Source organism: Listeria immobilis (genome assembly GCF_014322845.1).
GTDB classification, from domain to species: Bacteria; Bacillota; Bacilli; order Lactobacillales; family Listeriaceae; genus Listeria; species Listeria immobilis.
Genome location: NZ_JAASUA010000001.1, coordinates 125,276 through 151,180, shown reverse-complemented (window position 1 = coordinate 151,180; position 25,905 = coordinate 125,276). Strand labels below are relative to the sequence as shown.

The 25,905-nt window shown below is 36.1% G+C and carries 25 protein-coding genes; 5 read left to right on the top strand and 20 right to left on the bottom strand.

Annotation, left to right across the window (positions count from 1 at the left end; translation table 11 throughout):
* Positions 1-56: 56 nt before the first annotated feature.
* The 16 genes from truB to pyrH all read right to left on the bottom strand — a co-directional run bounded on the left by truB (position 57) and on the right by pyrH (position 18,125).
* Positions 57-971, bottom strand: a complete 915-nt coding sequence (gene truB / locus HCJ45_RS00935) for a tRNA pseudouridine(55) synthase TruB (RefSeq protein WP_187123749.1) — start codon at positions 969-971, stop codon at positions 57-59.
* 95 nt (positions 972-1,066) lie between these two features.
* Positions 1,067-1,411, bottom strand: a complete 345-nt coding sequence (gene rbfA, locus HCJ45_RS00930; RefSeq protein WP_003719600.1) for a 30S ribosome-binding factor RbfA — start codon at positions 1,409-1,411, stop codon at positions 1,067-1,069.
* Between the two features lie 16 nt (positions 1,412-1,427).
* Complete coding sequence (locus HCJ45_RS00925) at positions 1,428-1,706, bottom strand: DUF503 domain-containing protein (RefSeq protein ID WP_185349064.1); 279 nt, start codon at positions 1,704-1,706, stop codon at positions 1,428-1,430.
* Positions 1,703-4,030, bottom strand: coding sequence for a translation initiation factor IF-2 (gene infB, locus HCJ45_RS00920; protein ID WP_185349063.1), 2,328 nt, complete (start codon positions 4,028-4,030; stop codon positions 1,703-1,705). Before infB ends, HCJ45_RS00925 begins: the two co-directional genes overlap by 4 nt.
* 22 nt (positions 4,031-4,052) lie before the next feature.
* Positions 4,053-4,352, bottom strand: a complete 300-nt coding sequence (locus HCJ45_RS00915) for a YlxQ family RNA-binding protein (protein ID WP_185349061.1) — start codon at positions 4,350-4,352, stop codon at positions 4,053-4,055.
* Positions 4,345-4,629 carry an RNase P modulator RnpM gene (gene rnpM, locus HCJ45_RS00910; RefSeq protein WP_185349059.1) on the bottom strand — a complete coding sequence of 95 codons (285 nt, stop codon included), beginning with the start codon at positions 4,627-4,629 and terminating at the stop codon, positions 4,345-4,347. Before rnpM ends, HCJ45_RS00915 begins: the two co-directional genes overlap by 8 nt.
* Before the next feature lie 14 nt (positions 4,630-4,643).
* Positions 4,644-5,762 carry a transcription termination factor NusA gene (gene nusA, locus HCJ45_RS00905; RefSeq protein WP_187123748.1) on the bottom strand — a complete coding sequence of 373 codons (1,119 nt, stop codon included), beginning with the start codon at positions 5,760-5,762 and terminating at the stop codon, positions 4,644-4,646.
* 26 nt (positions 5,763-5,788) lie between these two features.
* Entirely contained in the window at positions 5,789-6,256 is a 468-nt protein-coding gene (gene rimP, locus HCJ45_RS00900) for a ribosome maturation factor RimP (RefSeq protein ID WP_185349055.1), read from the bottom strand.
* 180 nt (positions 6,257-6,436) lie between these two features.
* Positions 6,437-10,771, bottom strand: coding sequence for a PolC-type DNA polymerase III (locus HCJ45_RS00895; protein ID WP_187123747.1), 4,335 nt, complete (start codon positions 10,769-10,771; stop codon positions 6,437-6,439).
* A 103-nt stretch (positions 10,772-10,874) separates the two neighbouring features.
* Entirely contained in the window at positions 10,875-12,581 is a 1,707-nt protein-coding gene (locus tag HCJ45_RS00890; RefSeq protein ID WP_187123746.1) for a proline--tRNA ligase, read from the bottom strand.
* 34 nt (positions 12,582-12,615) lie between these two features.
* The gene (gene rseP, locus HCJ45_RS00885) at positions 12,616-13,878 is read right to left on the bottom strand and encodes an RIP metalloprotease RseP (RefSeq protein ID WP_187123745.1); all 1,263 of its coding nucleotides are present in this window, start codon (positions 13,876-13,878) and stop codon (positions 12,616-12,618) included.
* Between the two features lie 13 nt (positions 13,879-13,891).
* A complete protein-coding gene (locus HCJ45_RS00880; RefSeq protein WP_187123744.1) occupies positions 13,892-15,034 on the bottom strand; it encodes a 1-deoxy-D-xylulose-5-phosphate reductoisomerase in 1,143 nt (380 codons plus the stop codon).
* 14 nt (positions 15,035-15,048) lie between these two features.
* Positions 15,049-15,837 carry a phosphatidate cytidylyltransferase gene (locus tag HCJ45_RS00875; RefSeq protein ID WP_185349045.1) on the bottom strand — a complete coding sequence of 263 codons (789 nt, stop codon included), beginning with the start codon at positions 15,835-15,837 and terminating at the stop codon, positions 15,049-15,051.
* Positions 15,838-15,850: 13 nt separating this feature from the next.
* Positions 15,851-16,609 (bottom strand): undecaprenyl pyrophosphate synthase, encoded by a 759-nt coding sequence (gene uppS / locus HCJ45_RS00870; RefSeq protein WP_187123743.1) that lies wholly within the window; start codon positions 16,607-16,609, stop codon positions 15,851-15,853.
* A 230-nt stretch (positions 16,610-16,839) separates the two neighbouring features.
* Positions 16,840-17,397, bottom strand: a complete 558-nt coding sequence (gene frr / locus HCJ45_RS00865) for a ribosome recycling factor (protein WP_185349041.1) — start codon at positions 17,395-17,397, stop codon at positions 16,840-16,842.
* The gene (pyrH, locus tag HCJ45_RS00860) at positions 17,397-18,125 is read right to left on the bottom strand and encodes a UMP kinase (RefSeq protein WP_003723449.1); all 729 of its coding nucleotides are present in this window, start codon (positions 18,123-18,125) and stop codon (positions 17,397-17,399) included. Before pyrH ends, frr begins: the two co-directional genes overlap by 1 nt.
* 301 nt (positions 18,126-18,426) lie before the next feature.
* Between pyrH and HCJ45_RS00855 the strand changes: the two genes are divergently transcribed.
* The 5 genes from HCJ45_RS00855 to HCJ45_RS00835 are packed head-to-tail and all read left to right on the top strand — an operon-like array spanning position 18,427 to position 22,546.
* A complete protein-coding gene (locus tag HCJ45_RS00855; protein WP_187123742.1) occupies positions 18,427-18,801 on the top strand; it encodes a hypothetical protein in 375 nt (124 codons plus the stop codon).
* Positions 18,785-19,984, top strand: coding sequence for an SNF2-related protein (locus HCJ45_RS00850; protein WP_187123741.1), 1,200 nt, complete (start codon positions 18,785-18,787; stop codon positions 19,982-19,984). Before HCJ45_RS00855 ends, HCJ45_RS00850 begins: the two co-directional genes overlap by 17 nt.
* Positions 19,974-21,278, top strand: a complete 1,305-nt coding sequence (locus HCJ45_RS00845; RefSeq protein WP_187123740.1) for a phosphoadenosine phosphosulfate reductase — start codon at positions 19,974-19,976, stop codon at positions 21,276-21,278. The genes HCJ45_RS00850 and HCJ45_RS00845 overlap by 11 nt, the downstream gene beginning before the upstream one ends.
* Before the next feature lie 9 nt (positions 21,279-21,287).
* Positions 21,288-21,794, top strand: coding sequence for an IbrB-like domain-containing protein (locus HCJ45_RS00840; RefSeq protein ID WP_187123739.1), 507 nt, complete (start codon positions 21,288-21,290; stop codon positions 21,792-21,794).
* A 20-nt stretch (positions 21,795-21,814) separates the two neighbouring features.
* Entirely contained in the window at positions 21,815-22,546 is a 732-nt protein-coding gene (locus HCJ45_RS00835) for a class I SAM-dependent methyltransferase (protein WP_185397692.1), read from the top strand.
* Between the two features lie 68 nt (positions 22,547-22,614).
* Here the strand turns inward: HCJ45_RS00835 and HCJ45_RS00830 are convergent, their stop codons facing one another.
* The 4 genes from HCJ45_RS00830 to yneA form a co-directional block, all read right to left on the bottom strand.
* Positions 22,615-22,854: a YneF family protein gene (locus tag HCJ45_RS00830; RefSeq protein WP_003723442.1), complete on the bottom strand. Its 240-nt coding sequence runs from the start codon at positions 22,852-22,854 to the stop codon at positions 22,615-22,617.
* 220 nt (positions 22,855-23,074) lie between these two features.
* Positions 23,075-25,069, bottom strand: a complete 1,995-nt coding sequence (gene tkt / locus HCJ45_RS00825; RefSeq protein ID WP_187123738.1) for a transketolase — start codon at positions 25,067-25,069, stop codon at positions 23,075-23,077.
* Positions 25,070-25,215: 146 nt separating this feature from the next.
* Positions 25,216-25,443, bottom strand: coding sequence for a DUF896 domain-containing protein (locus tag HCJ45_RS00820; protein WP_187123737.1), 228 nt, complete (start codon positions 25,441-25,443; stop codon positions 25,216-25,218).
* Between the two features lie 97 nt (positions 25,444-25,540).
* Positions 25,541-25,870, bottom strand: a complete 330-nt coding sequence (gene yneA / locus HCJ45_RS00815) for a cell division suppressor protein YneA (RefSeq protein ID WP_185348535.1) — start codon at positions 25,868-25,870, stop codon at positions 25,541-25,543.
* Positions 25,871-25,905 lie beyond the last annotated feature (35 nt).

Sequence of the window (25,905 nt, the reverse complement as noted above, 5' to 3'; positions counted from 1 at the left end):
CCTCTAAATTTGAATTCCTTTAATATCATAATATAAGAAAGTTGCAGTCGCAATTACTATGCTTGATTTAATTCAATGACTTTTTCTGGCTTCCAAATGTCTTTTTTCTCTGGATGCGGTTTGTAAATTGCAGTTAATTTTTCTTTAAAAATAAGCGCAACACGAGGTTCATTTTCTACTGTCATAAATAAAGATTCTGGTAATAATCCGCCATTTAAAACTTTGCTATGCACTTCCTCATCAATGACTAGTTTTGCCATTGATTCAATCCCTTTTTCAAGCGGATATAAAAAATCATTTTCATTCTTTTGAAACTTTTCTTCCACTTCTATCAGGGTTAGGCAATCTTCTTTTTTGAAAAAGCCGCTTTGTACTCGCTCTAACTTAGACATATGCGCAGGATACCCTAACAGTTCGCCAATCATGACAGCAAGCGTGCGAATATACGTTCCTTTGCCACATGCGATTTCTAAACGGAAAGTCGGATTTGCTTCATTTAGCGGAGTGGCGCCATCTAAGCGGGTTAATGAATAAATATCCACTTGTCTGGATGGACGTTCAACCTCTATTCCCGCTCTTGCATATTCATACAATTTCTTACCATTAACTTTGACAGCTGAAAACATTGGTGGAATTTGGGTGATTTTTCCAGTAAGTTTTGTTAATGCAACTTGAAGTGCTTCGGCCGTGATTTCTGTTAGCTCTTTGGTTTCAACCGTCTCACCAGTAGCATCTTCTGTAGTAGTTGATTTACCTATCGTGATTTCGGCTACATAAACTTTCCCTTCATCCGTTACATATTCCGCGAGTTTTGTCGCACGTCCAACACAAACTGGGAGTACACCTTCTACTTCAGGATCCAGTGTACCAGTATGGCCAACTTTTTTTGTATGTAAAATTTTTCTTAATTTAAAAACGCAATCATGACTTGTCATTCCACGTTCTTTCCACAGTGGGATAATTCCGTTCATCCGGCTCCTCCTTCTAACAAAAAAAGTTTAAGACAATTTCCGCTTACATCCCGTTTGAATGAGAAGATAAAGGGATTGCCTTAAACTTTTATTTATTATTGATCGTTATTTAAGTCACGAAGCAATTCATCGATTCGATTTCCGTAAGCGATGGAATTATCTATTTCAAAAGACATTTCTGGAACTTTACGAAGTCGAATACGGCGACCGATTTCTGAGCGGATAAAGCCATGCGCTTTTGCAAGTGCAAGTAATGTATTTTCTTTCTCCTTATCGGTACCAAGAATGGAAATGAACACCTTAGCTTCTTGTAAGTCACCAGTAACATCTACTCCAGTTACAGTCACAAACCCTAAGCGCGGGTCTTTAATTTTGCGATTTAAAATATCGCCCAATTCTTTTTTCATTTGCTCACTGACACGATTTGCTCTTACGTTCAAGTGTATTCACCTCTTTTTATAACTTCTCCATTACTGTCTCGGCTCGCTCCCATTCTGGAAAAGAATCTAGAAAAGCAAGTACTTCCCTCGCTTCTTTTTCAGCTTGGATGTGCGAGGCAGATACGACAGCAAAGCTAATTTCAGCTCGCTGCCATAAATCCTGATAATCCGTTTCGGCAATAGAGATATTGAATTTTTGTTTTGCTCTCGTTAAAATCCGTTTCAGTATAGCGCGTTTTTCTTTGAGGTTTTGTGGTTCCTGCATGAAAAATTCACTAATGACTGATTGAATCATTTTCTTTCTATTTCTTCCATAACGTACGCTTCAATTACATCGTCTTCTTTAATATCATTGAAGTTTTGTACTGTAATACCACATTCATAACCTTTTGCTACTTCTTTCGCATCATCTTTAAAGCGTTTTAGTGTAGCAATTTCACCTTCGAAAACAACGATTCCATCACGGATAATACGGACGCCACTATCACGAGTAATTTTACCATCTGTTACGTAACAGCCAGCAATTGTCCCCACTTTAGAAACATTGATTGTTTGGCGCACTTGTGCTTGACCGATAATTTTTTCTTGGAATTCTGGATCAAGCATTCCTTTCATTGCTGCTTCGATTTCATCAATCGCCTTATAGATAACACGATGTAGACGAATATCTACACTTTCATTTTCTGCGGCTTCACGTGCTTGTGCTGTTGGACGAACGTTAAATCCAATAACAATCGCATTAGAAGCTGCCGCTAGAGTAATATCTGATTCATTGATTGCACCCACGGCAGTATGAATAATTTTAACGTTAACACCTTCGACATCAATTTTACGAAGCGATGCAGCGAGTGCTTCTACAGATCCTTGTACGTCTGCTTTAATAATAACGTTAACTTCTTTCATTTCGCCAGCCTTCATATGTTCAAATAAGTTATCCAAACTTACACGATTGGTTGCCGAACGTTGCGCTACTAAGGCACGACTGGCACGAGTTTCACCAATATTTCTCGCTGTTTTTTCATCTTCAAAAACAACAAAACGATCGCCAGCTTGAGGTACATCATTTAAACCAGTAATTTCAACCGGTGTGCTTGGTCCGACTTTTTTCACGCGACGACCTAAATCATTGACCATTGCACGGACACGACCAAATGTGTTACCAACAACAATTGGATCACCAATATTTAATGTTCCATCTTGTACTAGTAATGTAGCAACTGGACCACGCCCTTTATCAAGTTCTGCTTCAATAACAGAACCAATGGCACGACGATCTGGATTTGCTTTTAACTCTTCTACTTCAGATACAAGTAAAATCATATCTAATAAGTTTTCTAAACCTTCACCGAATTTAGCGGAAATAGGTGCGAAAATAGTATCGCCGCCCCATGCTTCGGGCACTAATTCATATTCGGTTAATTCTTGCATTACGCGGTCTGGATTTGCTTGTGGTTTATCAATTTTGTTTACAGCAACAATAATTGGCATACCAGCTGCTTTTGCGTGATTGATTGCTTCGATTGTTTGTGGCATAACACCATCATCCGCCGCAACAACTAAAATAGTAATATCTGTGATTTGCGCACCACGAGCACGCATTGCGGTAAATGCCGCATGTCCAGGTGTATCAAGGAAAGTGATTTTTTTATCATGAATTTCTAATTGATATGCACCGATATGTTGCGTAATCCCGCCAGCTTCTCCAAGAGTCACTTTAGTATTACGAAGGGAATCTAGTAAGGTTGTTTTACCATGGTCAACGTGTCCCATGATAGTAACTACTGGTGGGCGTTCCATAAGTTTTGATTCATCAATTGCTTCATTCAATTCATTCTCGAAGTAAACATCTAAATCGGTTACATCGACTTTAATTTCTTCTTCTACGGCTACACCATAGTCGGAACAAATAAGTTCAATTGCATCTTTATCTAATGATTGGTTGATTGTTGCTACAACACCAAGCATAAATAATTTTTTGATTAGTTCAGATGGTTCTCTATATAATTTCTTTGCCAGTTCTGCAACTGTTAAAGATTCGCTGAAAACAATTTTTTCAGGAAGTTCTTTTGGTTTTGGTGGAGTTGGTGGAACAGTACTATGGTTTAATTTACCTTTTTTCTTGGTGTTCCGTCCTTTGTTATTAAAATTCCCACCACGATTAGGACGATTGTTACCGCCTGGACGGTTAGAGTTTCCACCACCTGGACGATTGTTATTATTATTGCGTTTCTGTCCACCAGTTTGTGTTTGATTAGATGTACTTGCCGGTTTGGTTGACGCTGGTTTTGCACCTTGGCTTTTGTTACCCGCTGCAGGTTTTGTATTTTGTCCTGCTGGTTTATTTGTATTTGGTTTATTCGATTTTTCATTACTATTTGTCATATTTGGTTTGTTTGGCCCCTTACTATTTCCATTTTCATTGCTAGTTGTTTCTTTCTTAGGTGCTTCGGCTTTTTTATTTGTGCCATCAACGGCTTTATCTAATTGTCTTAAGGCGTTCTCATTAATAGTGGACATATGATTCGCCACTTCAATACCTAAACCTTGAAGAGCTTCAATAACTTTTTTACTTGATACTTGATGTTCTTTTGCATATTCATATACACGAACTTTACTCATGTCGTACACCTCCGTATAAGATTCAACCGAGTAATTCTGCTAATTTAACAGCAAATCCTTTATCAAGTATGGCAACTATTGCACGTGTATCTTTGCCGATTGCACCCCCAATCATTTCCCGGGTACCGGCTTGTTTCACGACAACATTATAATATTCACACTTGTTGCGGATTGTTTTCTCAGTTTTTTCGGATATATCTTCTGAAATGAGAACCATTTTTGCTTTCCCATTTCTAACTGCTTTTAATACTAATTCTTCACCAGTTGTAATTTTCCGTGCTCGATTTGCAAGGCCTAATAAGGAAAGTGCTTTTTTATCCATTAGTAGGTTCCTCGAGAGACTTTACGTAATCAATTAGCTCGTCGTAAAAGGCCTCTTGTTCTGGCATTTTTAGTTGATGAAAGATAGCGTTTTTCTTTTTTGCTTTTTTGCATGCTTCTACATTTTTAACGATATAAAAGCCGCGTCCAGGTGCTTTGCCTGTAGGATCAATCGTTAGCGCTCCGTCTTTCGAATACGCAATACGAAGAAGTTCGCCTTTTGGCAAGCGTTCACCGGTAATAATACATTTTCGAAGGGGGATTTTTTTATTACGCATGATAATTCTCCTTTTTACTCTTCATCTTCTGTAAAAGTTTCGCTCTCTACTTCTTCTACCGGAGTCATTTCTTCGTTATTACGAGGATAGATTCCTAGTTCAGTTGCAACTGTTTCACTTTTAATATCAATTTTCCAACCAGTTAATTTCGCTGCTAAACGGGCATTTTGACCACGTTTACCAATTGCTAAGGATAGTTGGTAATCTGGTACGATAACTGTTGTTGCTTGGTCTGCTTCGTTTACAATAACATCTAATACCTTGGAAGGGCTAAGTGCATTGGCAACAAAAGTGAAAGGATCCTCTGACCATTCAACAATATCGATTTTTTCTCCTTTTAGTTCATTAACGATGGTTTGAACACGTGCGCCTTTAGGTCCAACACATGCACCAACAGGATCTACTTCTTCATTAGCTGTATAAACAGAGATTTTAGAGCGATCTCCTGCTTCACGTGCAACGGATTTAATTTCCACAACACCATCATAAATTTCTGGAACTTCCATTTCGAAAAGGCGTTTTAAAAGTCCAGGGTGCGTACGGGATACAAAAATTTGCGGTCCTTTTGTTGTTTTTTCTACTTTAGTTAAATAAACTTTAATACGATCATGTGCGTGGTATGTTTCGTTTGGCATTTGCTCGTTTTGAGATAAAATAGCTTCGATTTTACCTAGATTTACATAAATAAAACGAGAATCTTGACGTTCTACAATACCAGTCATAATATCATCTTCACGGTCGATAAATTCATCGTAAATAATACCGCGTTCTGCTTCACGAACTCGTTGGGTAACAACTTGTTTTGCTGTCTGTGCAGCAATTCGGCCAAAATCTTTCGGTGTCACTTCAAGCTCCACTACATCACCAGGTTGATAAACTGGATTGATTTTATGTGCTTCTTCCATCGAAATTTCAAGACGAGAATCAAATACTTGTTCTACTGCTTCTTTTCTTGCTAAAACTCGGATAGAACCATTTTCCATATTTAAATCTACACGAACGTTTTGAGCATCTTTAAAATTTCGTTTGTATGCAGAAGTAAGAGCGGCTTCAATCGCTTCCACTAATACCTCTCTTGAAATACCTTTATCATGTTCTAACACATGAAGAGCATCTAATAATTCTGTGCTCATTTTTGATTCAACTCCTTATTCACTTTTTAAAATTGAATTGCTAACCTTGCTTTTGCTACTTTTTCTTTAGGAATTTCACAAGTGATTTTGCGTGTTTTATCTGTAATAGTAATGACCAGCGTTTCTCCATCATAACTTTCTAAAGTACCTTCCCACATTTTACGACCATCAATTGGCTCATAAGAAGTAACATGGACATATTTAGATACTGCATTAACAAAATCTTGCTCTTTCTTCAGTGGACGTTCAGCCCCTGGAGAGGAAACTTCTAAAAAATAATTTTGGGTAATTGGATCTGATTCATCCATTTTTTCACTGACTTTTTCGCTGACAACCGCACATTCATCAATATCTACGCCACCATCTTTATCGATAAAAATTCGCAAAAACCAGTTTGGACCTTCTTTTTCAAAGGCAATGTCTACTAGCTCCAAATGAAGTTCGTCCGTAATCGGTGCAACAATTGCTTCTACTTGATCTAGTACTTTACTCATTTCAGCCTCCTTAAGAGATACGCTTTTCCAGCTAATTCGTCTCTATTCCTGCCATAGGTGACTCTTTGACAGATTTGCAAAACGAAAGCGTGGGCATTGGCCCACGCTTGGCTGAGTTATCGTAGTATTTCTTAAATAAGTTTATCACAAATTGTGACTACAAGCAAGTTTTGCTCCATTTTAGAATAGTGATAATTGGTTTTGATCTGGCAGTCCTTCTAAACATCCTTGATCATCCATATATTGAATAATTGTTTTAGAGACTTTCCCACGTTGCTGCAAATCTTCTTTGGATAAAAATTCCCCGTTTTCACGAGCTGCTACAATTTGTTTCGCTACGTTGGTTCCAAGACTTGGAATCGCATTAAACGGCGGGATAAGGGAGTCGCCATCAATAATAAATTCATCAGCGGAAGACTTATACAAATCTACTTTTTGGAAATGGAAACCGCGAGCTAGCATTTCGTTAGCGATTTCTAAAACTGTTAATAGATTTTTTTCTTTTGTAGAAGCTTCCATTCCTTTATCATTGATTTCTTTCATTGTCGCTTTTACGGCTTCTTTTCCGTTTACCATCGAAGTTAAATCAAAATCATCCGCACGAACAGTGAAATAAGTGGCATAGAAGAACAACGGATGATGTACTTTAAAGTAGGCGATACGCACTGCCATAAGCACATAAGCTGCCGCATGGGCTTTCGGGAACATATATTTGATTTTTTTACAAGATTCAATGTACCAAATTGGCACTTTATTTTCCATCATTGCTTCTTCCATTTCTTCTGTTAAGCCTTTCCCTTTACGGACAGATTCCATAATTTTGAAGGCTAAGGAACTTTCTAGACCTTGATAAATTAGGAATACCATAATATCATCACGACATCCAATTACATCTGGCAGCTCACAAGTCTTATTCTTTATTAGTTCTTCGGCATTTCCAAGCCAAACATCTGTACCATGAGAAAGTCCGGAAATTTGGACTAACTCAGAAAACGTGGTTGGTTTGGTTTGTTCAAGCATTTGACGTACAAAACGTGTCCCAAATTCAGGTATACCTAGCGTTCCAGTTTTAGAATCAATATCTGCTGGTTTGACACCTAGCGATTCAGTAGAACCAAATAGTTTCATCACATCGGGATCATCTGTTGGGATAGTTTTAGGATCAATACCGCTTAAATCCTGCAACATTCGGATAGCGGTCGGATCATCGTGTCCAAGTATATCTAATTTTAAAACATTATCGTGAATAGAATGGAAATCAAAGTGAGTTGTCTTCCATTCTGAATCTGTTGCATCGGCGGGAAATTGTACTGGCGTGAAATCATATACATCCATATAATCTGGAATAACAATAATCCCCCCTGGATGTTGCCCGGTTGTTCTTTTAACCCCTGTACAGCCGGCTACAAGGCGGTCAATTTCCGCTCCTCGAATTGTCATATTCATATCTCGTTCATAGTTACGAACATAACCAAATGCTGTCTTTTCTGCCACCGTACCAATGGTCCCAGCACGAAAAACATAATCTTCTCCAAAAATTTCTTTTGTGTAGGCATGGGCGACTGGTTGATAATCACCAGAAAAGTTTAAATCAATATCGGGTACTTTATCACCTTTAAATCCTAAGAATGTTTCAAACGGGATATCTTGCCCTTCTTTTTGGTAGGTTGTTCCGCAATGCGGGCAGTCTTTATCAGGTAGGTCAAATCCTGAACCAATCGAACCATCATCAAAAAATTCTGAGGCTTTACAATTCGGACAGAGATAATGCGGTGGTAATGGATTTACTTCTGTGATTTCTGTCATCGTGGCAACAAAGGAAGAACCAACTGATCCACGTGAACCAACTAAATAACCATCTACCAATGATTTTTTAACTAACTTATGTGAAATTAGATAAATAACCGCGAAACCATGGCCAATAATACTTTTTAATTCTTTTTCGAGTCTTGCTTCGACAATTTCTGGTAAATTTTCGCCATATAATTGGTGGGCCATATTGTAGCTCATATTACGAACTTCATCTTCTGCTCCATCAATTTTTGGAGTATACAATTCATCTTTAATTGGTTTTAACTCTTCCATCCAATCGACTACTAAATTAGAATTTGTAACTACAATTTCTTTTGCTTTATCTTCACCAAGAAAAGCAAATTCTTTTAACATTTCATCGGTTGAACGAAAATGAACATCTGGCAATTCAGCACGATTTAATGGATTTGCTCCGCCCTGTGAGTGAATTAAAATTTTACGGTAAATTTTATCTACAGGATCTTTATAGTGTACATTACCAGTTGCAACAACAGGTTTTCCTGTTTTTTCACCAACACGAACAATATTTTTTAAAATTTCTTCCAATGCTTTTTCATCACGAACAAGTTCTCGCTCAATTAATGGTGCATATACTGGTTTTGGTTGCACTTCAATAAAGTCATAGAATTCCGCTACTTTTTCAGCTGCCTGCATTCCTTTTTGCATCATTGCTTCAAATAATTCCCCTTGGCTACAAGCTGTTCCGATAATTAAACCTTCTCGAAGTTTTTTTAGTTGTGAGCGAGGAATACGCGGAACACGATAAAAATAATTAATATTTGACATCGTAATTAATTTAAATAGATTTTTTAAACCTACAGCAGTTTGAGCATAAATCGTTGCGTGGAAAGGTCTTGCACGTTTATATGCATCGCCTTCTCCCATGTAATCATTTAAAGAATCATGGTAATCAATATTATGCATCTCTTTGGCATCTTTAATTAATTTCCAACCTAAATAGGCAGTAGCTTCTGCATCAAAAACAGCTCGGTGATGTTGTTCTAAAATAATATTGAACTTTTTCGTTAAGGTGTTTAAACGATGATTTTTGAAATGTGGGTATAGAAAACGTGCTAGTTCAAGTGTATCAATTACCGCATTTTCAGCTTTTGGTATGCCTGCTTTTTCATAAGCGGTATTAATAAATCCCATATCAAAAGAAGCGTTATGGGCAACTAGTATATCATCTGCACTCCATTCCTTGAAACGCTTAAGCACAACATCCATTGGATCAGAGCCTTTTACCATATCATCCGTAATACCTGTTAAATTAATGGTAGTTGCCGATAGTGGATGACCTGGATCAATAAAAGCTTCAAATTTATCAATAATTTCACCATTTTTCATTTTTACGCCAGCTAATTCAATAATCGTATCGTACACTGCCGATAAACCAGTTGTTTCCACATCAAATACACAATAAGTAGCATCTTTTAGTAAAATATGTTGGTCGTTATAGGCAATAGGTACTCCGTCATCAATTAAATTTGCTTCGATACCAAAAATGACTTTTAGACCATATTTTTGCCCTGCTCCATAGGCATCTGGGAAAGATTGCGCCACAGAATGATCTGTAATCGCAATTGCTTTGTGGCCCCAGTCTGCTGCTTGTTTAAATAGCGAATCAACAGAGGAGGTAGCATCCATTTGGCTCATTGGGGAATGCAGATGTAGTTCTGCTCTTTTTTCTTCGGCCTTATCGAGACGTTTCACTCCGGCGATTTCGTTAATATCTTGTGCCATCATAATTAAGTCACGGACAAATGTATCGTTTTGGACACTACCGCGAACCTTAACCCACATGCCTTTTTTCAAATTCTGAAACATGGCTGCATCTTCATTATCACGAGAAAACATCTTTATAATCATCGAACTAGTGTAATCTGTAATTTTAAATTGTAACAGACTACGACCACTACGGAGTTCTCTAATTTCAGTTGCAAAAATGAAACCTTGGACTGTAATGCGACGTTCTTCGTCATATACATCTCCAAGTCGTTTAATTTCTTCGTCATCTTTAATTTTATAGCCAACTTGGAATGGACCAGAAAGTGGTGCAGCTGCTGTATTGCCATTTTGCGCTTCCACTTGTCGTTTTTGCATCACTTGAACGGCTTCGGCTGCTTTTTTTTGATCTTCTTCTTGTTTGGCCTGTGCGAAAGCTTTATATTCCTCTGTTTCTGATTGATCTAAAATATGTGTTTTAAGCGCTAAACGCGGAAATCCAGCATTTCCATAACTTTCGATGATTTTTGCTTGGAATCTTTGTTGAATAGTTGTTTCTTCCATGTCATTATGAACGGCAATTTCAATAAAATGCGGTTCTTTAAAGGTTGGTTTTTGCTCTAATAGCAAGTTTCCAATCATAGGAGATTGTTTGCAAATTGGCTCAACAATCAAATTCCAATAGTCTTGAATAAGCTTTTCATTGATGGATTGGTTTTGAGGGACTATTTGCATTTCAGTTGTAGCTATTTGACTAAAAGCTCTTTTCATACCAACATCCATCATATGAAAAAGTGCTGCTGGGAAAATTTGCGGGACATGTAAATGAAATTGCCAAGTTTTATTTTTTTTATCAGCAACTAATTTTTCTATTTTTGCTTCTTTTGTAAATTCCTCATAGGCGGACTCGTTTTCTAAGCCAATTTGTGCCATTAGCAGCTGAAATCGTTCTTGTTTTTCTTCTTCTTTAGCTGTCATTCCGAATAACACCCCTTTTTCCAAATTTATAAAAGCCAGACGTCCCTTATAACTCGTTATCGAACGAGTAAAAAAGTTTCATCTGGCAAAGTGTTGCTTGTAATTATTTATCTCCAAAAAGAATTGGCAATGTATTTAAAAGTTCCTCTTGACGAACTTCAATCATTTCACCAGTTTTTCTAATTTTCACTTCTACAATACCTTCCGTTGCTTTTTTACCAACAGTGATGCGAATCGGTAAGCCTATCAAATCAGCATCCGCAAATTTAACACCAGCACGTTCCGCACGATCATCAATTAGGACACTAAAACCAGCTTTTTGTAAAGAATCATAAAGCGTTTCAGCAAATGCAACTTGTTCTTCACTCTTCATGTTAACAGGAATCAAATGTAAATCAAATGGACTGATTTTTTTATCCCATACTAGACCATTTTCATCATTAGACTGTTCTGCAATGGCGGATAAAATACGAGAAACACCAATTCCATAACATCCCATAATAATTGGTTGAGCACGTCCATTTTCATCTAAAATTGTAGCATTCATCGCCTGGCTATATTTGGTGCCTAGTTTGAAAATATGACCTACTTCAATTCCTTCAGCAAATTTAATAACTCCTTGACCGTCTGGCGATAAATCACCTACTTGAATCATTCGTAAATCAAAATAACTAGCTACGTTAAAATCACGCGCTGCATTCACATTAATATAATGGAAACCATCTTCATTAGCACCAACCACTGCATTAACCATATCTTTTACAGCATTATCAGCAAAAATACGGATATTTTCAGGTACTTCAATTGGACCAAGTGACCCAAAGTTAGCACCTAATAGTTCAATTGCTACAGTTGGATCAACTAGCTCTACATTGGTAGCATCTAAAGCATTTTTGATTTTAATATCATTTACTTCATGATCCCCACGAACTAGTACCATAATCACTTCATCATCTACTTGATAAAGCATTGATTTCATCGTCTTTTCGATTGGAACTTCTAAAAATGCAACAATTTCCGCTATCGTTTTTTGGTCTGGAGTCGCCACTTTTTCAAGTTCTTTTTCTAGCTCATGTGATTTTTTCTCCATATATAAAACGGTTGCCATTTCTGTATTCGCTGCATAGTCGGAAGCATCACTATAGGCAATTGTATCTTCTCCAATATCAGATAATGCCATAAATTCTTTGGATTCATTTCCACCGATTGAACCAGAATCCGCAATAACAGAACGAAATTCAAGTCCACAACGGGTAAATATATTAGAATAAGCTTGGTGCATTAACTCATAGACTTCATCCAAACTTTCACTTGTTGCATGGAAAGAATAAGCATCTTTCATAATAAATTCACGACCACGTAATAAACCGAAGCGTGGACGTTTTTCATCACGGAATTTTGTTTGAATTTGGTATAAAGTTAATGGTAAACGTTTATATGATTTCACTTCATCACGTAAAAGTGCCGTAATAACTTCCTCATGTGTTGGTCCAAGTGCAAAGTCACGAGAAGCACGATCTTTTAGACGCATTAACTCTGGACCATAATCATTCCAGCGTCCAGACTCTTGCCAAAGTTCCGCTGGTTGAAGTGCAGGCATTAGGAGTTCTGCAGCCCCGATTGCTTCAAGTTCTTCTCGGATAATTGTTTCGATTTTTCGTAGCATCAATGTTGCAAGTGGTAAATAGCTATAGATCCCACTAGCTGTTTGTCTTATAAAACCAGCGCGAAGAAGTAGTTGGTGACTCTTTACTTCTGCATCAGCTGGGACTTCTTTTAATGTTGGTATAAATGTCATCGTTTGACGCATTTAAAACACCCCTTTTTCCCTTTTTATTTATTGTTTAGAAAAATGCTCGTTGGATATCATTCCAAGTGACAAGAATCATTAGAACCATCAAAAGTGCAAATCCAGCAAAGTGGATTATTCCTTCTTTTTTTGGATCGATAGGTTTTCCGCGAACAAGTTCATAAAGGAAGAACATGAGGCGTCCACCGTCAAGTGCTGGTAACGGTAATAGATTTACAATACCTAAATTAATACTTAGAACAGCTGTCCAATTTAGGACGGTCATAAAGCCATATTGAACGACTTGTTGTGTACTTGTATAAATACCAACAGGGCCGTTTAACATATCTAATGAAAATCCGCCAGTAAACATATTGCCAAGTATAGTAAATATTTGTACAATCCAATTCCATGTTTGTGTAAAGCCATTAGTTATTTTAGCAGAGAAAGAAGTATCCATTGGCGTTTCTACTCCAATTTTGCCGACTTCCTTACCGTTTTCTTTTTGTGTCTCAGGTTTTACATCTACATCTTGCGTTTTATCATTTCGCTCTATTTTAAAATCAAGCGTTTTTCCCGGGTTTTCAGAAACACTTTGAACAATGTCTGCCCAAGAATTAGTTTCCTTCCCATTAATAGAAAGAACTTCATCACCCTTTTTAAGTCCTGCTTCAGCTGCAGCACCGTCTGGAAGAACATTTCCAAGTGTATTATCAGTACTCGGGACCCCACCTTGTGCAAAAGCAAGTGCCGTAAATATTAATATTGCTAAAATAAAGTTAAAGAGCGGACCGGCAAAAATAGTCATTGCTCGGTTACCTAATGATTTAGCATTGAAGGAACGATCATACGGTGTTATCATTGTTTCGATTTTCCCATCAATGACAAGCGCATCACGTTCTATTTGATAACGCACTTTTTTCGTATCATCGTAGTCTTCATAACCTTCAATAAATAGTTCTTTCTCTAAATCGCAAGCGGATACTTCAATGGGTTGTGCATTTACATATTGATCCTTCCCATTAACAATAATCTTGCTAACGGTTTCTTCTGGCGTAAGCTCTAAACCTACTCGGTAACCAGGTTTCAACTCAATCTCTTCGCCATCTTCTCCCGCCATCCGTACATATCCACCAATTGGTAATAAGCGAATCGTGTATTGTGTTTCCTTTTTTCGATAAGCAAAAATTTTCGGTCCAAATCCAATGGAAAAGTCTTTCACCATAATTCCAGCACGTTTTGCAAACAAAAAATGCCCAAGCTCATGGAAAAATACAATCAATCCAAATACAAAAATAAAAGCAATAATAGTTGTCAAAATAGTTTCACCTCTATAAAAGTGTCTTTACATACGCTCGAGTTTCTTTATCTACCTGCAAAATAGTATCCAAATCAGGGTTCGAAATACTAGCATGCCGATTCATTGCATTTTCAACAAGTGCTTCAATATTATAAAACGCAACTTGGCCATTTAAAAAGCCAGCTACCGCAATTTCATTTGCCGCATTTAAAACAGTCGGCATTGTTCCACCTATTTTACCAGCATTATACGCGAGTTTCAATGCCGGAAATCTTTCATAATCCACTTTTTCAAAATGAAGTGCAGAAAAATCCGTTATTTGGAACTCCTTTTCAAACGGTACTAAGAATCTATCAGGACAAGTAAGCGCATATTGAATGGGAATGCGCATATCTGGTGTCCCAAGTTGAGCCATAAAACTACCGTCAACAAATTGAACCATAGAATGGACAATACTTTCACGTTGAATCACAACATCAATTGCATCATAGCTGACGTCAAACAACCAATGTGCTTCCATAACTTCTAGCCCTTTATTAAACATCGTTGCAGAATCAATCGTTAGTTTATTTCCCATGTTCCAATTAGGATGCTTAAGCGCCTCCTTAACCGTAACTTCGCTAAGTTGTTCACGATTTTTATCACGAAAACTTCCACCACTTGCTGTAAGTATGATTTTTTTTATTCTTTCAGGGTTTTCACCGTTTAATGCTTGTAAAATAGCTGAATGTTCACTGTCTACTGGCAATAATGAAATCTTTTTTTCTCGAGCTGCGTTCATTACTAAATGTCCCGCTGTAACAAGTGTTTCTTTATTCGCAATCGCAATATTTTTACCAGCTTCAATTGCATCCAAAGTAGGCAGTAAACCAACACTTCCCATTACAGCATTTAGCAATACATCCCCATCAGGACAAGTCGCCACTTCTCTAAGCCCATCCATTCCATTAAAAATTTTCACATCAGGAAATTCAGCTTCTAGAGTTGCTTTGTCTCTTGAGTGCCAGACTGCAACCATTTGTGGTTTAAATGCTTGAATAATTGCTCGACCTCGTTCCATATTGCGCCCAAAACTCATAGCGACAACTTGAAATTTATCTGGATTATCCCGAACAATCGTTAATGCTTGTGTACCTATAGAACCAGTTGCTCCCAGTAAAATGATTTTTTTCATTATCCCATCTCCAATTATATAATTTGAAGTATATGTAACAGCGGTAATACAAACAATAAGCTATCAAATCTGTCTAAAATCCCACCATGCCCTGGCAAAATTTTCCCAGAATCTTTCACACCATAAAACCGTTTTAATGCAGATTCTACCAAATCTCCAAGTTGTCCAAATATAGATAAAAATACAAGTAATATTAAAATGATAGCGATATCTCCTGGCAAATCAGCAAAATAATAAAAACCACCTGCAATAACTAATGCACATACAATTCCACCAATAAAACCTTCGATTGTTTTATTAGGGCTAACATTTGGCGCGAGTTTATGTCTACCCATTGCCTTTCCAATAAAATAAGCCCCAGTATCAGTAGACCAAACAATAAATAGTGCAAATAACACAAACATTAAACCTGCATCACGAGTTAATGTAAGGTAGTGGAAACCAAATCCTGTATAAAAAGCGGCAACCATACTAATTCCCACTTGATCAAAATGGAATTTATTTCGTGAAAACACAGTATAAGCAAGCAACAATGCCATTAAAATAAAAATAATTTCCATTTCGGTAATATGCAATTCTTCCAGAAAGTTCAAATATCGATCTGGAACGACAACTAACCACATAAGTAGCAAAGTGACTATTCCATTCACTGAAAAAATTCGCTGTTTTGTCATAACAAGTACTTCATAAAGCGCAATTGTCGCCAATAAAATACTTAATAATTCAAATGGAATCCCCCCGTAAATAACAAAAGGAATAAAAAATATCAGCGCAACAACTGCAGTAATAATTCTTGTTTTCAATCTTGTTTCCTCCCTAAAGCCCTCCAAAACGGCGCGAACGATTTTGATACTCAATCATCGCTTGTAAAAAATCTTCTTTTGAAAAATCAGGCCAATGTGTATCTGTAAAATAAAATTCGCTATAAGCTAATTGCCATAACATAAAATTACTTAATCTAAGCTCTCCACTTGTTCTTATTAATAAGTCTGGATCCCCAAGCCCACTACTCATCAAGTGGTTATTCAACATGTCTTCTGTTAAATCATCTGCTGACTTTCCTTCTAATACTAATTCCTTCACAGCTTCTTTCGCTGCAGTGACAATCTCTGAACGTCCACCATAATTCAAGGCAAAATTAAGCGTTAGCCCTGTACAATGTGCTGTATCCGCAATTGCTTTTTCAACGGCACGCATCGTATGGTCTGGTAAATTTTCTCTATATCCCATCACATTAACACGAACATTCTCTTCAATCAACTCTGGTACAAAAGAATCAAAAAATTCTACAGGTAGCTTCATCAAAAAATCCACTTCATCTGTAGGTCGTTTCCAATTTTCAGTTGAAAAAGCATAAAGGGTTAGCACATCAATACCAATAGCATTCGCATATCGTGTCACACGTTTCACAACGTCCATACCTTCTTTATGCCCAGCAATCCTCGGCAAAAAACGTTTTTTCGCCCATCTTCCATTACCATCCATAATAATGGCAACATGGCGAGGGATAGGCAAATCTTCTGCAAGTTCACTATTTAATATATTTTCATCTTGTCGAAATAGCTTTTTAAACATCATAAATCCTCCAATTGATACACTTCTTAGAGCATGTCTATACCTATAATAACAAAAAAGAATCAATTAATGTACTAAAAATTCCATGTGAACAGATGAGAGTTTCATGAGAAAGATGGAATTACTCATAAAAAAACATTCCTAACCCAACACATATGGAAAGAATTAGGAATGTCAGTTCAACTTAAAAGGTTCGTTCCTTTATTTGTTATTACTAGTATAAGTATCAATTAAACTTCTAAGATTTCCGCTTCTTTTTCTTTCGTGATGCTGTCGATGTTTTTAATACTTTCATCTGTTAGTTTTTGTACATCTTCACCATAAGAACGCAAATCATCCTCTGTGATATCACCGCTTTTTTCTAATTTTTTCAAGTCTTCATTGGCTTCACGACGAATATTACGGACAGCTACTTTTGCTTCTTCTGCTTCTTTTTTCACTTCTTTAACAAGTTCTTTACGACGTTCTTCTGTTAATTGCGGAATAGATAAACGTAAAACCGAGCCATCGTTATTAGGTGTTAATCCTAAGTCGGATTTTAAAATAGCTTTTTCAATTTCCCCTAAAATTGTTTTATCATATGGAGTGATAAGTAACATTCTAGCTTCCGGAACACTTATGGATGCCATTTGATTTACTGGTGTTGCTGCTCCGTAGTAATCTACAGATAAACGATCAAGTAGTGAGGCGTTTGCACGACCGGCACGAATTGTCCCAAGTTGTCTAGTTAGTGCTTGCTCTGCCTTCTCCATTTTTTCTTTTGATTTTGATAATACTTCTTTACTCATTATTTTTTCCCCCTAACAGTTGTTCCAATTTTTTCACCTAAAATAACACGTTTAATATTGTTACCTTGTTCTGTAAACGAAAAGACAATTAACGGAATATCATTATCCATACTTAATGATGAAGCCGTTGTATCCATTACTTCTAAACCTTCTTTAATAACATCTAAGTAGGATAATTCTTCATATTTTTTAGCATTTTCATCTAATTTTGGATCCGCATTGTAGACGCCATCAACATTGTTTTTTGCCATTAAAATAACATCTGCTTCGATTTCAGCTGCTCTAAGCGCTGCTGCTGTATCTGTTGAGAAATACGGATTTCCTGTACCGCCTGCAAAAATAACTACCCGTCCTTTTTCAAGATGACGAATCGCTTTACGGCGAATATAAGGTTCAGCAATTTGACGCATATCGATGGAAGTTTGTACACGTGTAGCTACACCAATATTTTCCAGAGAATCTTGTAGGGATAGTGAATTCATAATAGTAGCGAGCATACCCATTTGGTCAGCTGCCGCGCGGTCCATTCCCATTTCGCTACCAAGTTTACCACGCCAGATATTTCCGCCGCCAACAACAATAGCTACTTCCACTCCTAATTCTACCACTTCTTTAATTTGAGCAGAAATCAAATTGACAACGCTCGGGTTAATTCCAAAGCCGTCATTTCCGGCAAGTGCTTCACCGCTTAATTTTAATACAACTCGTTTATAATCTGGGGTATCCATAATAGCCTCCAATTTCATATTCTATTCATAGATAGAAAAAGCTCTATCCACCATTATCTATTCTACTAAAAAGCTGGCTATTACAAAAGTGTTTTCTACTAAAAAATGAAAAAACATTTTAAAAAGGAGTAATTAGCCAGTTTTTAACAATATAAATCTTTCATTTTTAAAAACTCTTAGTAAAAAAAATTACATAAATACCTTTTTTTTAACGTATAGCTATAATTTTTGTGATAAAATGAATACATAAAATAGATAAAATTGAACTAAAATGACAAAATGCTCGGGAGATTTGCTTTTTATGGTTAAATGGAACAAACTTTATACATATAGCGAACAAATTGAAACATGGGATAAACAAGCCATAATAGAAATGCCGTCTGAAAGCCTCTATCAAGGTTATTTTTTCTTACTCCCTAAAAAAATGGTCTTTTCTATTTCATCAAAATTCAGTTATTTTTACTTTCCGGATACTTGGAAGTTTCAAATAAAGAAGCATACAGAAAAAAAAGTAATTGATGCAACTGAAATGATAGACATTTTTGAAAAAGATAATAAAGTTATTATGCAGTCCTTTCATACTAAAAAAGTCAATGATACGATTATTAGAGTCCAAACACACATACCAAAAAAACTGAAAAAAGATGTGATAATTAATAATGACCTTATTAGATAATCAACAATTAGCAATAGAAAAATTACGGCAATATAAAGTTGGCGCCTTGTTTATGAAACCAGGAGCTGGAAAAACAAGAGTTGCTTGCGAATTAATCAATGAAGTAGAACCTGATTATGTACTTTGGCTTACTCCTTTTCAAACAAAAGAAAATTTAGCAAATGAAATTAAAAAATGGGACTATCATTTTCCACAAGATATTGTTGGTATTGAGTCACTCTCTAATTCAGACAAACTTTATCTACATTGTCGAGAAAAACTGAAGAATTCTAAAAATAGTTACATTATTATGGATGAAAGTTTGAAAATTAAAAACAAACATGCACTTCGAACCCAAAGAGCGATTAAGCTTGCTCGTTTGGCAAATTATCGTCTAATTATGAATGGAACTCCATTAAGTCGTAATATTTTAGATTTATGGTCTCAGTTAGAATTTCTATCTCCCAAAATATTAAATTTATCTTTTTCTCAATTCAAAAAAACATTTTGCGAATATGTCACCATTACTCAACTAACTGAAACGAAAAAACAATCCATTGATATTATTAAAAAGTATCATAATTTAGAGTACTTATATAACTTAATTACTCCGTTTATTTTCTCGTCCTCACTTGACTTAAAAATTGATTGGCATTATATCCGGCACGATTATAACATTGACGAGGATCTCTTAAAAAAATATTATGAGCTAAAAGAAGATTATCTTCAAAAAGCAGCTGCTTACACAATAAATATAAATTTTCTAGAAATGTCCCAAGTCATGCAACATAGTTATTGCCTCTCTTCAGAAAAATTTACCATAACAGAATCTTTAATTGCAGATAAAGAAGACTCTACTATTATTTTTTGTAAGTATAAACGATCTGAAGAAGCACTTCACAAAGCATTTCCAAATGTTAAAGTAACTACTTTTGCAAAATCTGCATACGGACTTAATTTACAAGCATATAACCAAATTATCTATTTTGATAAAACTTTTGACTATTCTCAACGTGATCAATCCGAACGTCGTATTTATCGCACTGGACAAATAAATGATTGTTACTATCATGATCTAAGTGGCAACGTTGGGCTTGATAATATCATTGACTCAAATATATCCCAAAAAACTAATTTATTACATGAAATAAAAAAAGAACTTTCACAAAAAAACTCCTTTGAGGTGATAATGAATGTATTCTAAAACAGTTCTTGAAGCATCCCAAGAAAGATTAGATGTGATATTTAATGAATTCGATAATATAATTGTCTCCTTTTCAGGTGGAAAAGATAGTGCTGTTATGCTCCAGTTAGTTATTGATTATATGCGCAAACATCAAATTCGCAAAAAAATCTATGTTTATCATTTAGATTATGAAGGACAATATACTGCAACAACAGACTTTGTAACAGATACATTAACAAGTAATCTAGATATTATCGAACCGCTATGGTGTTGCCTTCCTATTGCAGCACAGTCAGCAGTTTCAATGTTCACGGATCATTGGATACCTTGGGAAAAAGCAAAACAACCTATTTGGGTAAGAGAAATGCCTGATTTTCCTTTTGTTATTAATGAAGACAACGCCCCCTTTGATTTCGATTTCCACGGTATTTGGGACTATGAATTTAATCGAAAAATTATTCAGTGGTTACATAAGCATAGCGGAGCAAAAAAAACGATAGCATTAATTGGCATTCGACAACAAGAATCATTAAATCGATACAATGCCATACATAAAAAAGAACGAATGTATAAAACCTACAATTGGACAACCGAGATTACAAATAATATTTATAACGGCTATCCTATCCACGATTGGTCGGTAGAAGATATTTGGATTGCAAATGCCAAATTCAATTGGGATTATAACAAAATTTATGATTTGTTCTTTCACGCTGGTTTAACTATAAGTGATATGCGTGTCGCTAGTCCTTTTAATGATTCTGCGACAGAAAGCCTCAAATTATATCGAGTTATCGAACCAGCACTTTGGTCAAAACTAGTCGGTAGAGTGAACGGAGCCAATTTCACCGCTATCTATGGAGGTACTTCCGCGATGGCTTGGAAAGAAATTAACTTACCAAAAAACCATACATGGAAATCCTATTTAGAATTTTTATTGACAACTTTACCAAGCTATACAAGAGAACGCTATCTAAAAAAATTTAAAACTAGTATCAACTACTGGACCGAAACGGGCGGTGCATTAAAAGTTGAAACGGTACAAGAATTAAAAGACTTAAATGTACAAGCTGATTTCCTCGGTGCACCAAGAAACAAACGAACCTATACGAATAAAATGGAGGTTGTGCGTTTCAAAGAATATCCAGATGACCTTAAAATCAAAGAATTTTCGAGCGTCCCCACATATAAACGAATGTGTATAGCGATTTTGAAAAATGATTATTCTTGTAAATACATGGGATTTGGCCAAACGAAATTGGAATTAGAAAAGCGAAAAAGAGCATTAGAAAAATATAATAATATTTTATGAGGTGATTTGATGAATTACAAAAGCCCTGTTTACAACGTTATCCCTGTTCATCTTTCCAAACTTCAAGCTAATAATTATAATCCGAACAAAGTCCCTGCAACTGAATTAAAATTACTTGAAAAATCTATTTGGGAAGATGGTTTTACACAACCTATTGTTTGTTATCCACTAGAAGATTCCGGCAATTACGAAATAATCGATGGTTTTCATCGTTTTACTATAATGAAAACTTCGAAACGTATTCGAGAACGAGAAAATGAAATGGTTCCTGTGGTTATTTTAGAAAAAAATACAGTTAATCGAATTGCTTCTACTATTCGTCATAACCGAGCAAGAGGATTTCATAATGTCGAATTAATGTCGAATATTGTCGGAGAACTTGCAGATAGTGGAATGTCTGACAACTGGATTATGAAAAATATCGGAATGGATGCCAATGAAATCTTGCGTTTAAAACAAGTGAGTGGTCTTGCTCACCTCTTCCTGGATAAAGAATTCAGTCAAGCATCCGATTAACCAAAGAAAGTAGGATTAACATGCAAGAAAATAAATATGATAATAAAACATTTTTTGATCAATATAGCCAAATGCCCCGTTCCAAAGAAGGTCTAAAAGCTGCTGGTGAATGGCATGAAGTAAAAAAGTTGCTTCCTGATTTCAACGGAAAAACTGTTCTTGATTTAGGTTGTGGATTTGGTTGGCACTGTATATATGCTGCCGAACATGGCGCAAAAAAAGTTGTAGGAGTAGATTTATCTAATCGAATGCTAACAGAAGCACGGCAAAAAACGACTTCTCCCGTGATTAGCTATCAACAGAAAGCAATAGAAGATATGGATATTGAACCAGAAAGCTATGATGTTGTTTTAAGCTCTCTTGCTCTTCACTATGTTGCAGATTTTCACTCTGTTTGCCAAAAAGTATCCACTAATTTAAAACCAAATGGCACATTCGTTTTTTCTGTAGAGCATCCTGTATTTACAGCGGAAGGTTCACAAACTTTTTTCACAGACTCACACGGTACCTCTTTGCACTGGCCAGTAGATCAGTATTTTAATGAATCACTACGAACCACTACATTTTTGGGTGAAAAAGTTCAAAAGTATCATCGAACATTAACTAGTTATATTCAAACACTCATTCAAAATGGTTTCCAAATTAAAAGTATTATTGAGCCACAACCAGCACCGGAATTAAAAAACTTGCCCGAAATGCAAGATGAATACCGTCGCCCTATGATGCTGATAATTTCTTCTACAAAAATATAAATAAAAAACCCTTCTAAACTTAGTAGCAATTACGCATACTTTTTAGAAGGGTTTTAACTTGTTCAATATTATTTCTTCGCTTTTTTTGGTTTTTCTTTTTCTTGCTGTTTGTTCATCGCGCTCATCATTTGGTTAATTTTCTTTTGTGATGGTTTTTGACCCATTTGAGCCATCATCATTTGTAACATTTGTTCATTAATTGGCGGATTGTTTTTTAAATAGCTCATCATGTAACGTCTCGCAATAAAAAATCCTCCCGCAAGACCAGCTAGCAAACAAATAATGCCGACAAGAATGTAAATCCACATAGTCTCTTTTCTCCTCCTTGAAACAAAATCCTCTTTTATTGTACTTGATTTATATTAAACAGACAATACTTTTCATTAAAACATATCATCTTGATCAATTTAGCAATAAAAGCTTCAAACAACCTCGTAATTATATCATTAAAGGGAATACCACGCAATCAATTATCGCAATAAAAAACAGGCCCTACAAGAAAAACTAGTAGCGACCTGTTTCGAATAATTATAATGATTTAACTGTTTTTACAACATTCTCGACAGTAAAGCCATAATTATGAATGACTGTTTCACCTGGAGCAGAAGCACCAAATTTATCGATACCAATTACTTTTCCATCTAAACCAACATAACGTTCCCAGCCAAAGCTAGCGCCCATTTCTACTGCAACACGTTTTCTTACCGCATTTGGTAGAACACTTTCTTTATATTCAGCTGACTGTTGTTCAAATAGGTCAAATGAAGGTACACTTACAACAGATGCGTCTGTTCCTCCCGCTAGAAGTTCTTTTTGCGCTTCGATAGCTAAGTTAACTTCCGAACCACTTGCAAGAATAATAGCATCTGGCACTTCTTTTGTAGCCGGTGAGATAACATAAGCACCTTTTTTAACACCTTCTGCAGATAATTTAGCAGAATTTGGTAGTGTTGGTAAACCTTGACGAGTTAGTACCAGCACATGTGGAGTAGAAACAGATGTAATAGCTAATTTCCAAGCTTCCACAACTTCATTACCATCAGCAGGACGGATAACAGAAAGTCCTGGCATTGCACGCAGACTAGCAAGTTGTTCGACAGGTTCATGTGTAGGTCCATCTTCCCCAACCGCAATACTGTCATGTGTCATCACATATGTTACTGGCAAATGTTGTATAGCTGATAAACGAATGGCTGCACGAACATAATCCGAGAAGACGAAGAATGTTCCTCCATACACTTGTAAACCACCATGAAGAGCCATACCATTTAAAGCAGCACCCATTGCAAATTCACGCACACCAAACCAAATATTTCGTTCAGCAGGTGTTGCTTTTGTGAATTCACCATCCGTTTTAATTGTTGTATTATTAGAACCAGCAAGGTCAGCAGAACCACCAAACAGTGTTGGAACTTTTGCAGCTAATGCATTGATTACTTCACCACTTGATGCACGACTAGCTAATGCTTTTGTATCATCATATACTGGTAAATCAGCAGCCCAATCCGCTGGTAATTTATTATTTAAGCTATCTTCTAATTGTTTAGCAAGCTCTGGATATTTTGCTTTATAATCGGCAAATAGTTCATTCCAAGCTGCTTCTGCTTTCTCTCCGCGCTCAGCAATAGTTTCTTTAAAACGTGTAGTTACTTCTTCAGGAACAAAGAATTTTTCTTCGTAATTCCAACCATATGCTTTTTTCGCTGCTAAAATACCTTCTTCACCTAGTGGAGCACCATGCACTTTGCTAGTACCTTCATTAGGAGCACCAAAACCAATAACTGTTTTTACTTCAATCATCGTTGGTTGAGAAGTATTTTGTTTTGCTTTTTCGATTGCTGCTAAAATTTCTGCAGTATCATTTCCATCTTTTACTAGTAAATGTTCCCAACCATATGCTTCAAACCGTTGTTTTACATTTTCAGAGAAAGATTTATCTAAATCACCGTCAAGCGAAATATCATTGGAATCATATAATAATACTAATCTACCTAATTGTTGATGACCTGCATAGGAAGCCGCTTCTGAAGCAACACCTTCCATTAAGTCGCCATCTCCACATAATGCATAAGTATAATGATCTACTACTGGGAAGCCATCTTTATTATATTTGGCTTCTAAGTGACGTTCTGCCATTGCCATACCGACCGCCATTGCAATCCCTTGACCAAGTGGGCCAGTTGTTGCATCTACACCATCCGTATAACGATATTCTGGGTGTCCTGGAGTTTTACTTTCCCATTGACGGAAGTTTTTTAAGTCTTCTAAATCTAATTTAAATCCACTTAAATGTAGTAAACTATATAAAAGCATTGAACCATGTCCAGCAGAAAGTACAAAACGATCACGGTTAAACCAATGAGAATTCTTAGGATTGGTATTTAGTACGCGAGACCATAGTGCATAAGCCATTGGTGCTGCTCCCATAGGTAAGCCTGGATGACCTGAATTTGCTTTTTGAATTGCATCCATTGATAATGTACGAATTGTATTCACTGCTAAAGTATCTGTGTTATCGAACAAATGAAACATCCTCTCTTCAATATAATTTTAACTACTTTTAATAATAAGCCTAAAAAGCAATTAACACAACTAAAAATTGCTTTAAATTGCTTAATTGATTGTTATTTTTGTTCATTTGCGCACTTTTGTTCATTTGGTACTAATTTCTAGTTATTATTCTTTCTCATTTGTTTCACTTTATGCGGCGTTACGTCATTCCCCTTAGGATCAATAATCGTCGTATTTTCAATCGTGCCTTTCATATGAGTTCGAAATGATTTTATATATTCTTTTCTTAACTTCTCTTGTTCCGTTTTTTCAGTAGCAGTTAAGGTTCCTGCTTTTTTCTTTTTTGAAAGTTCATTAATACGGTCTATTTTAGCTTTCTCTAACATAGCGCTTCATCCTTTTCTTTATTATATTAAAAATAAGAAAGCAGCATATCGTCACCACTTTCTTATCATTATATCATATATAAAAGCCAAAACCTGCTCATTGATTTGCTAATTGAATACTTGTATCACTATTTAATAGCTTTGTTTCATGGACTGGAATAACCACTGATTCTCCTGCTTTAATATGCCCGTCCGTTAGATTATTTTCTTTTTCCACCCAAGATACAAAATCCGCTTTTGCCATATCACTTTTTCCGGCATATTGATCTGCTAATGCCCAAAGTGAATCTCCTTCATCTACATTCACTTTTGAATAATCACTGCTACTTCCAACAACCGTACACATCAAAACAATCCCCAAAACTAAACAAGTAATTACAAATATAATAGAAACATAGAATTTATCCCAAAATAATTTTAAAGTCATTAATAATCCCTCCAAAAGAATGTATGTTCGCTTTT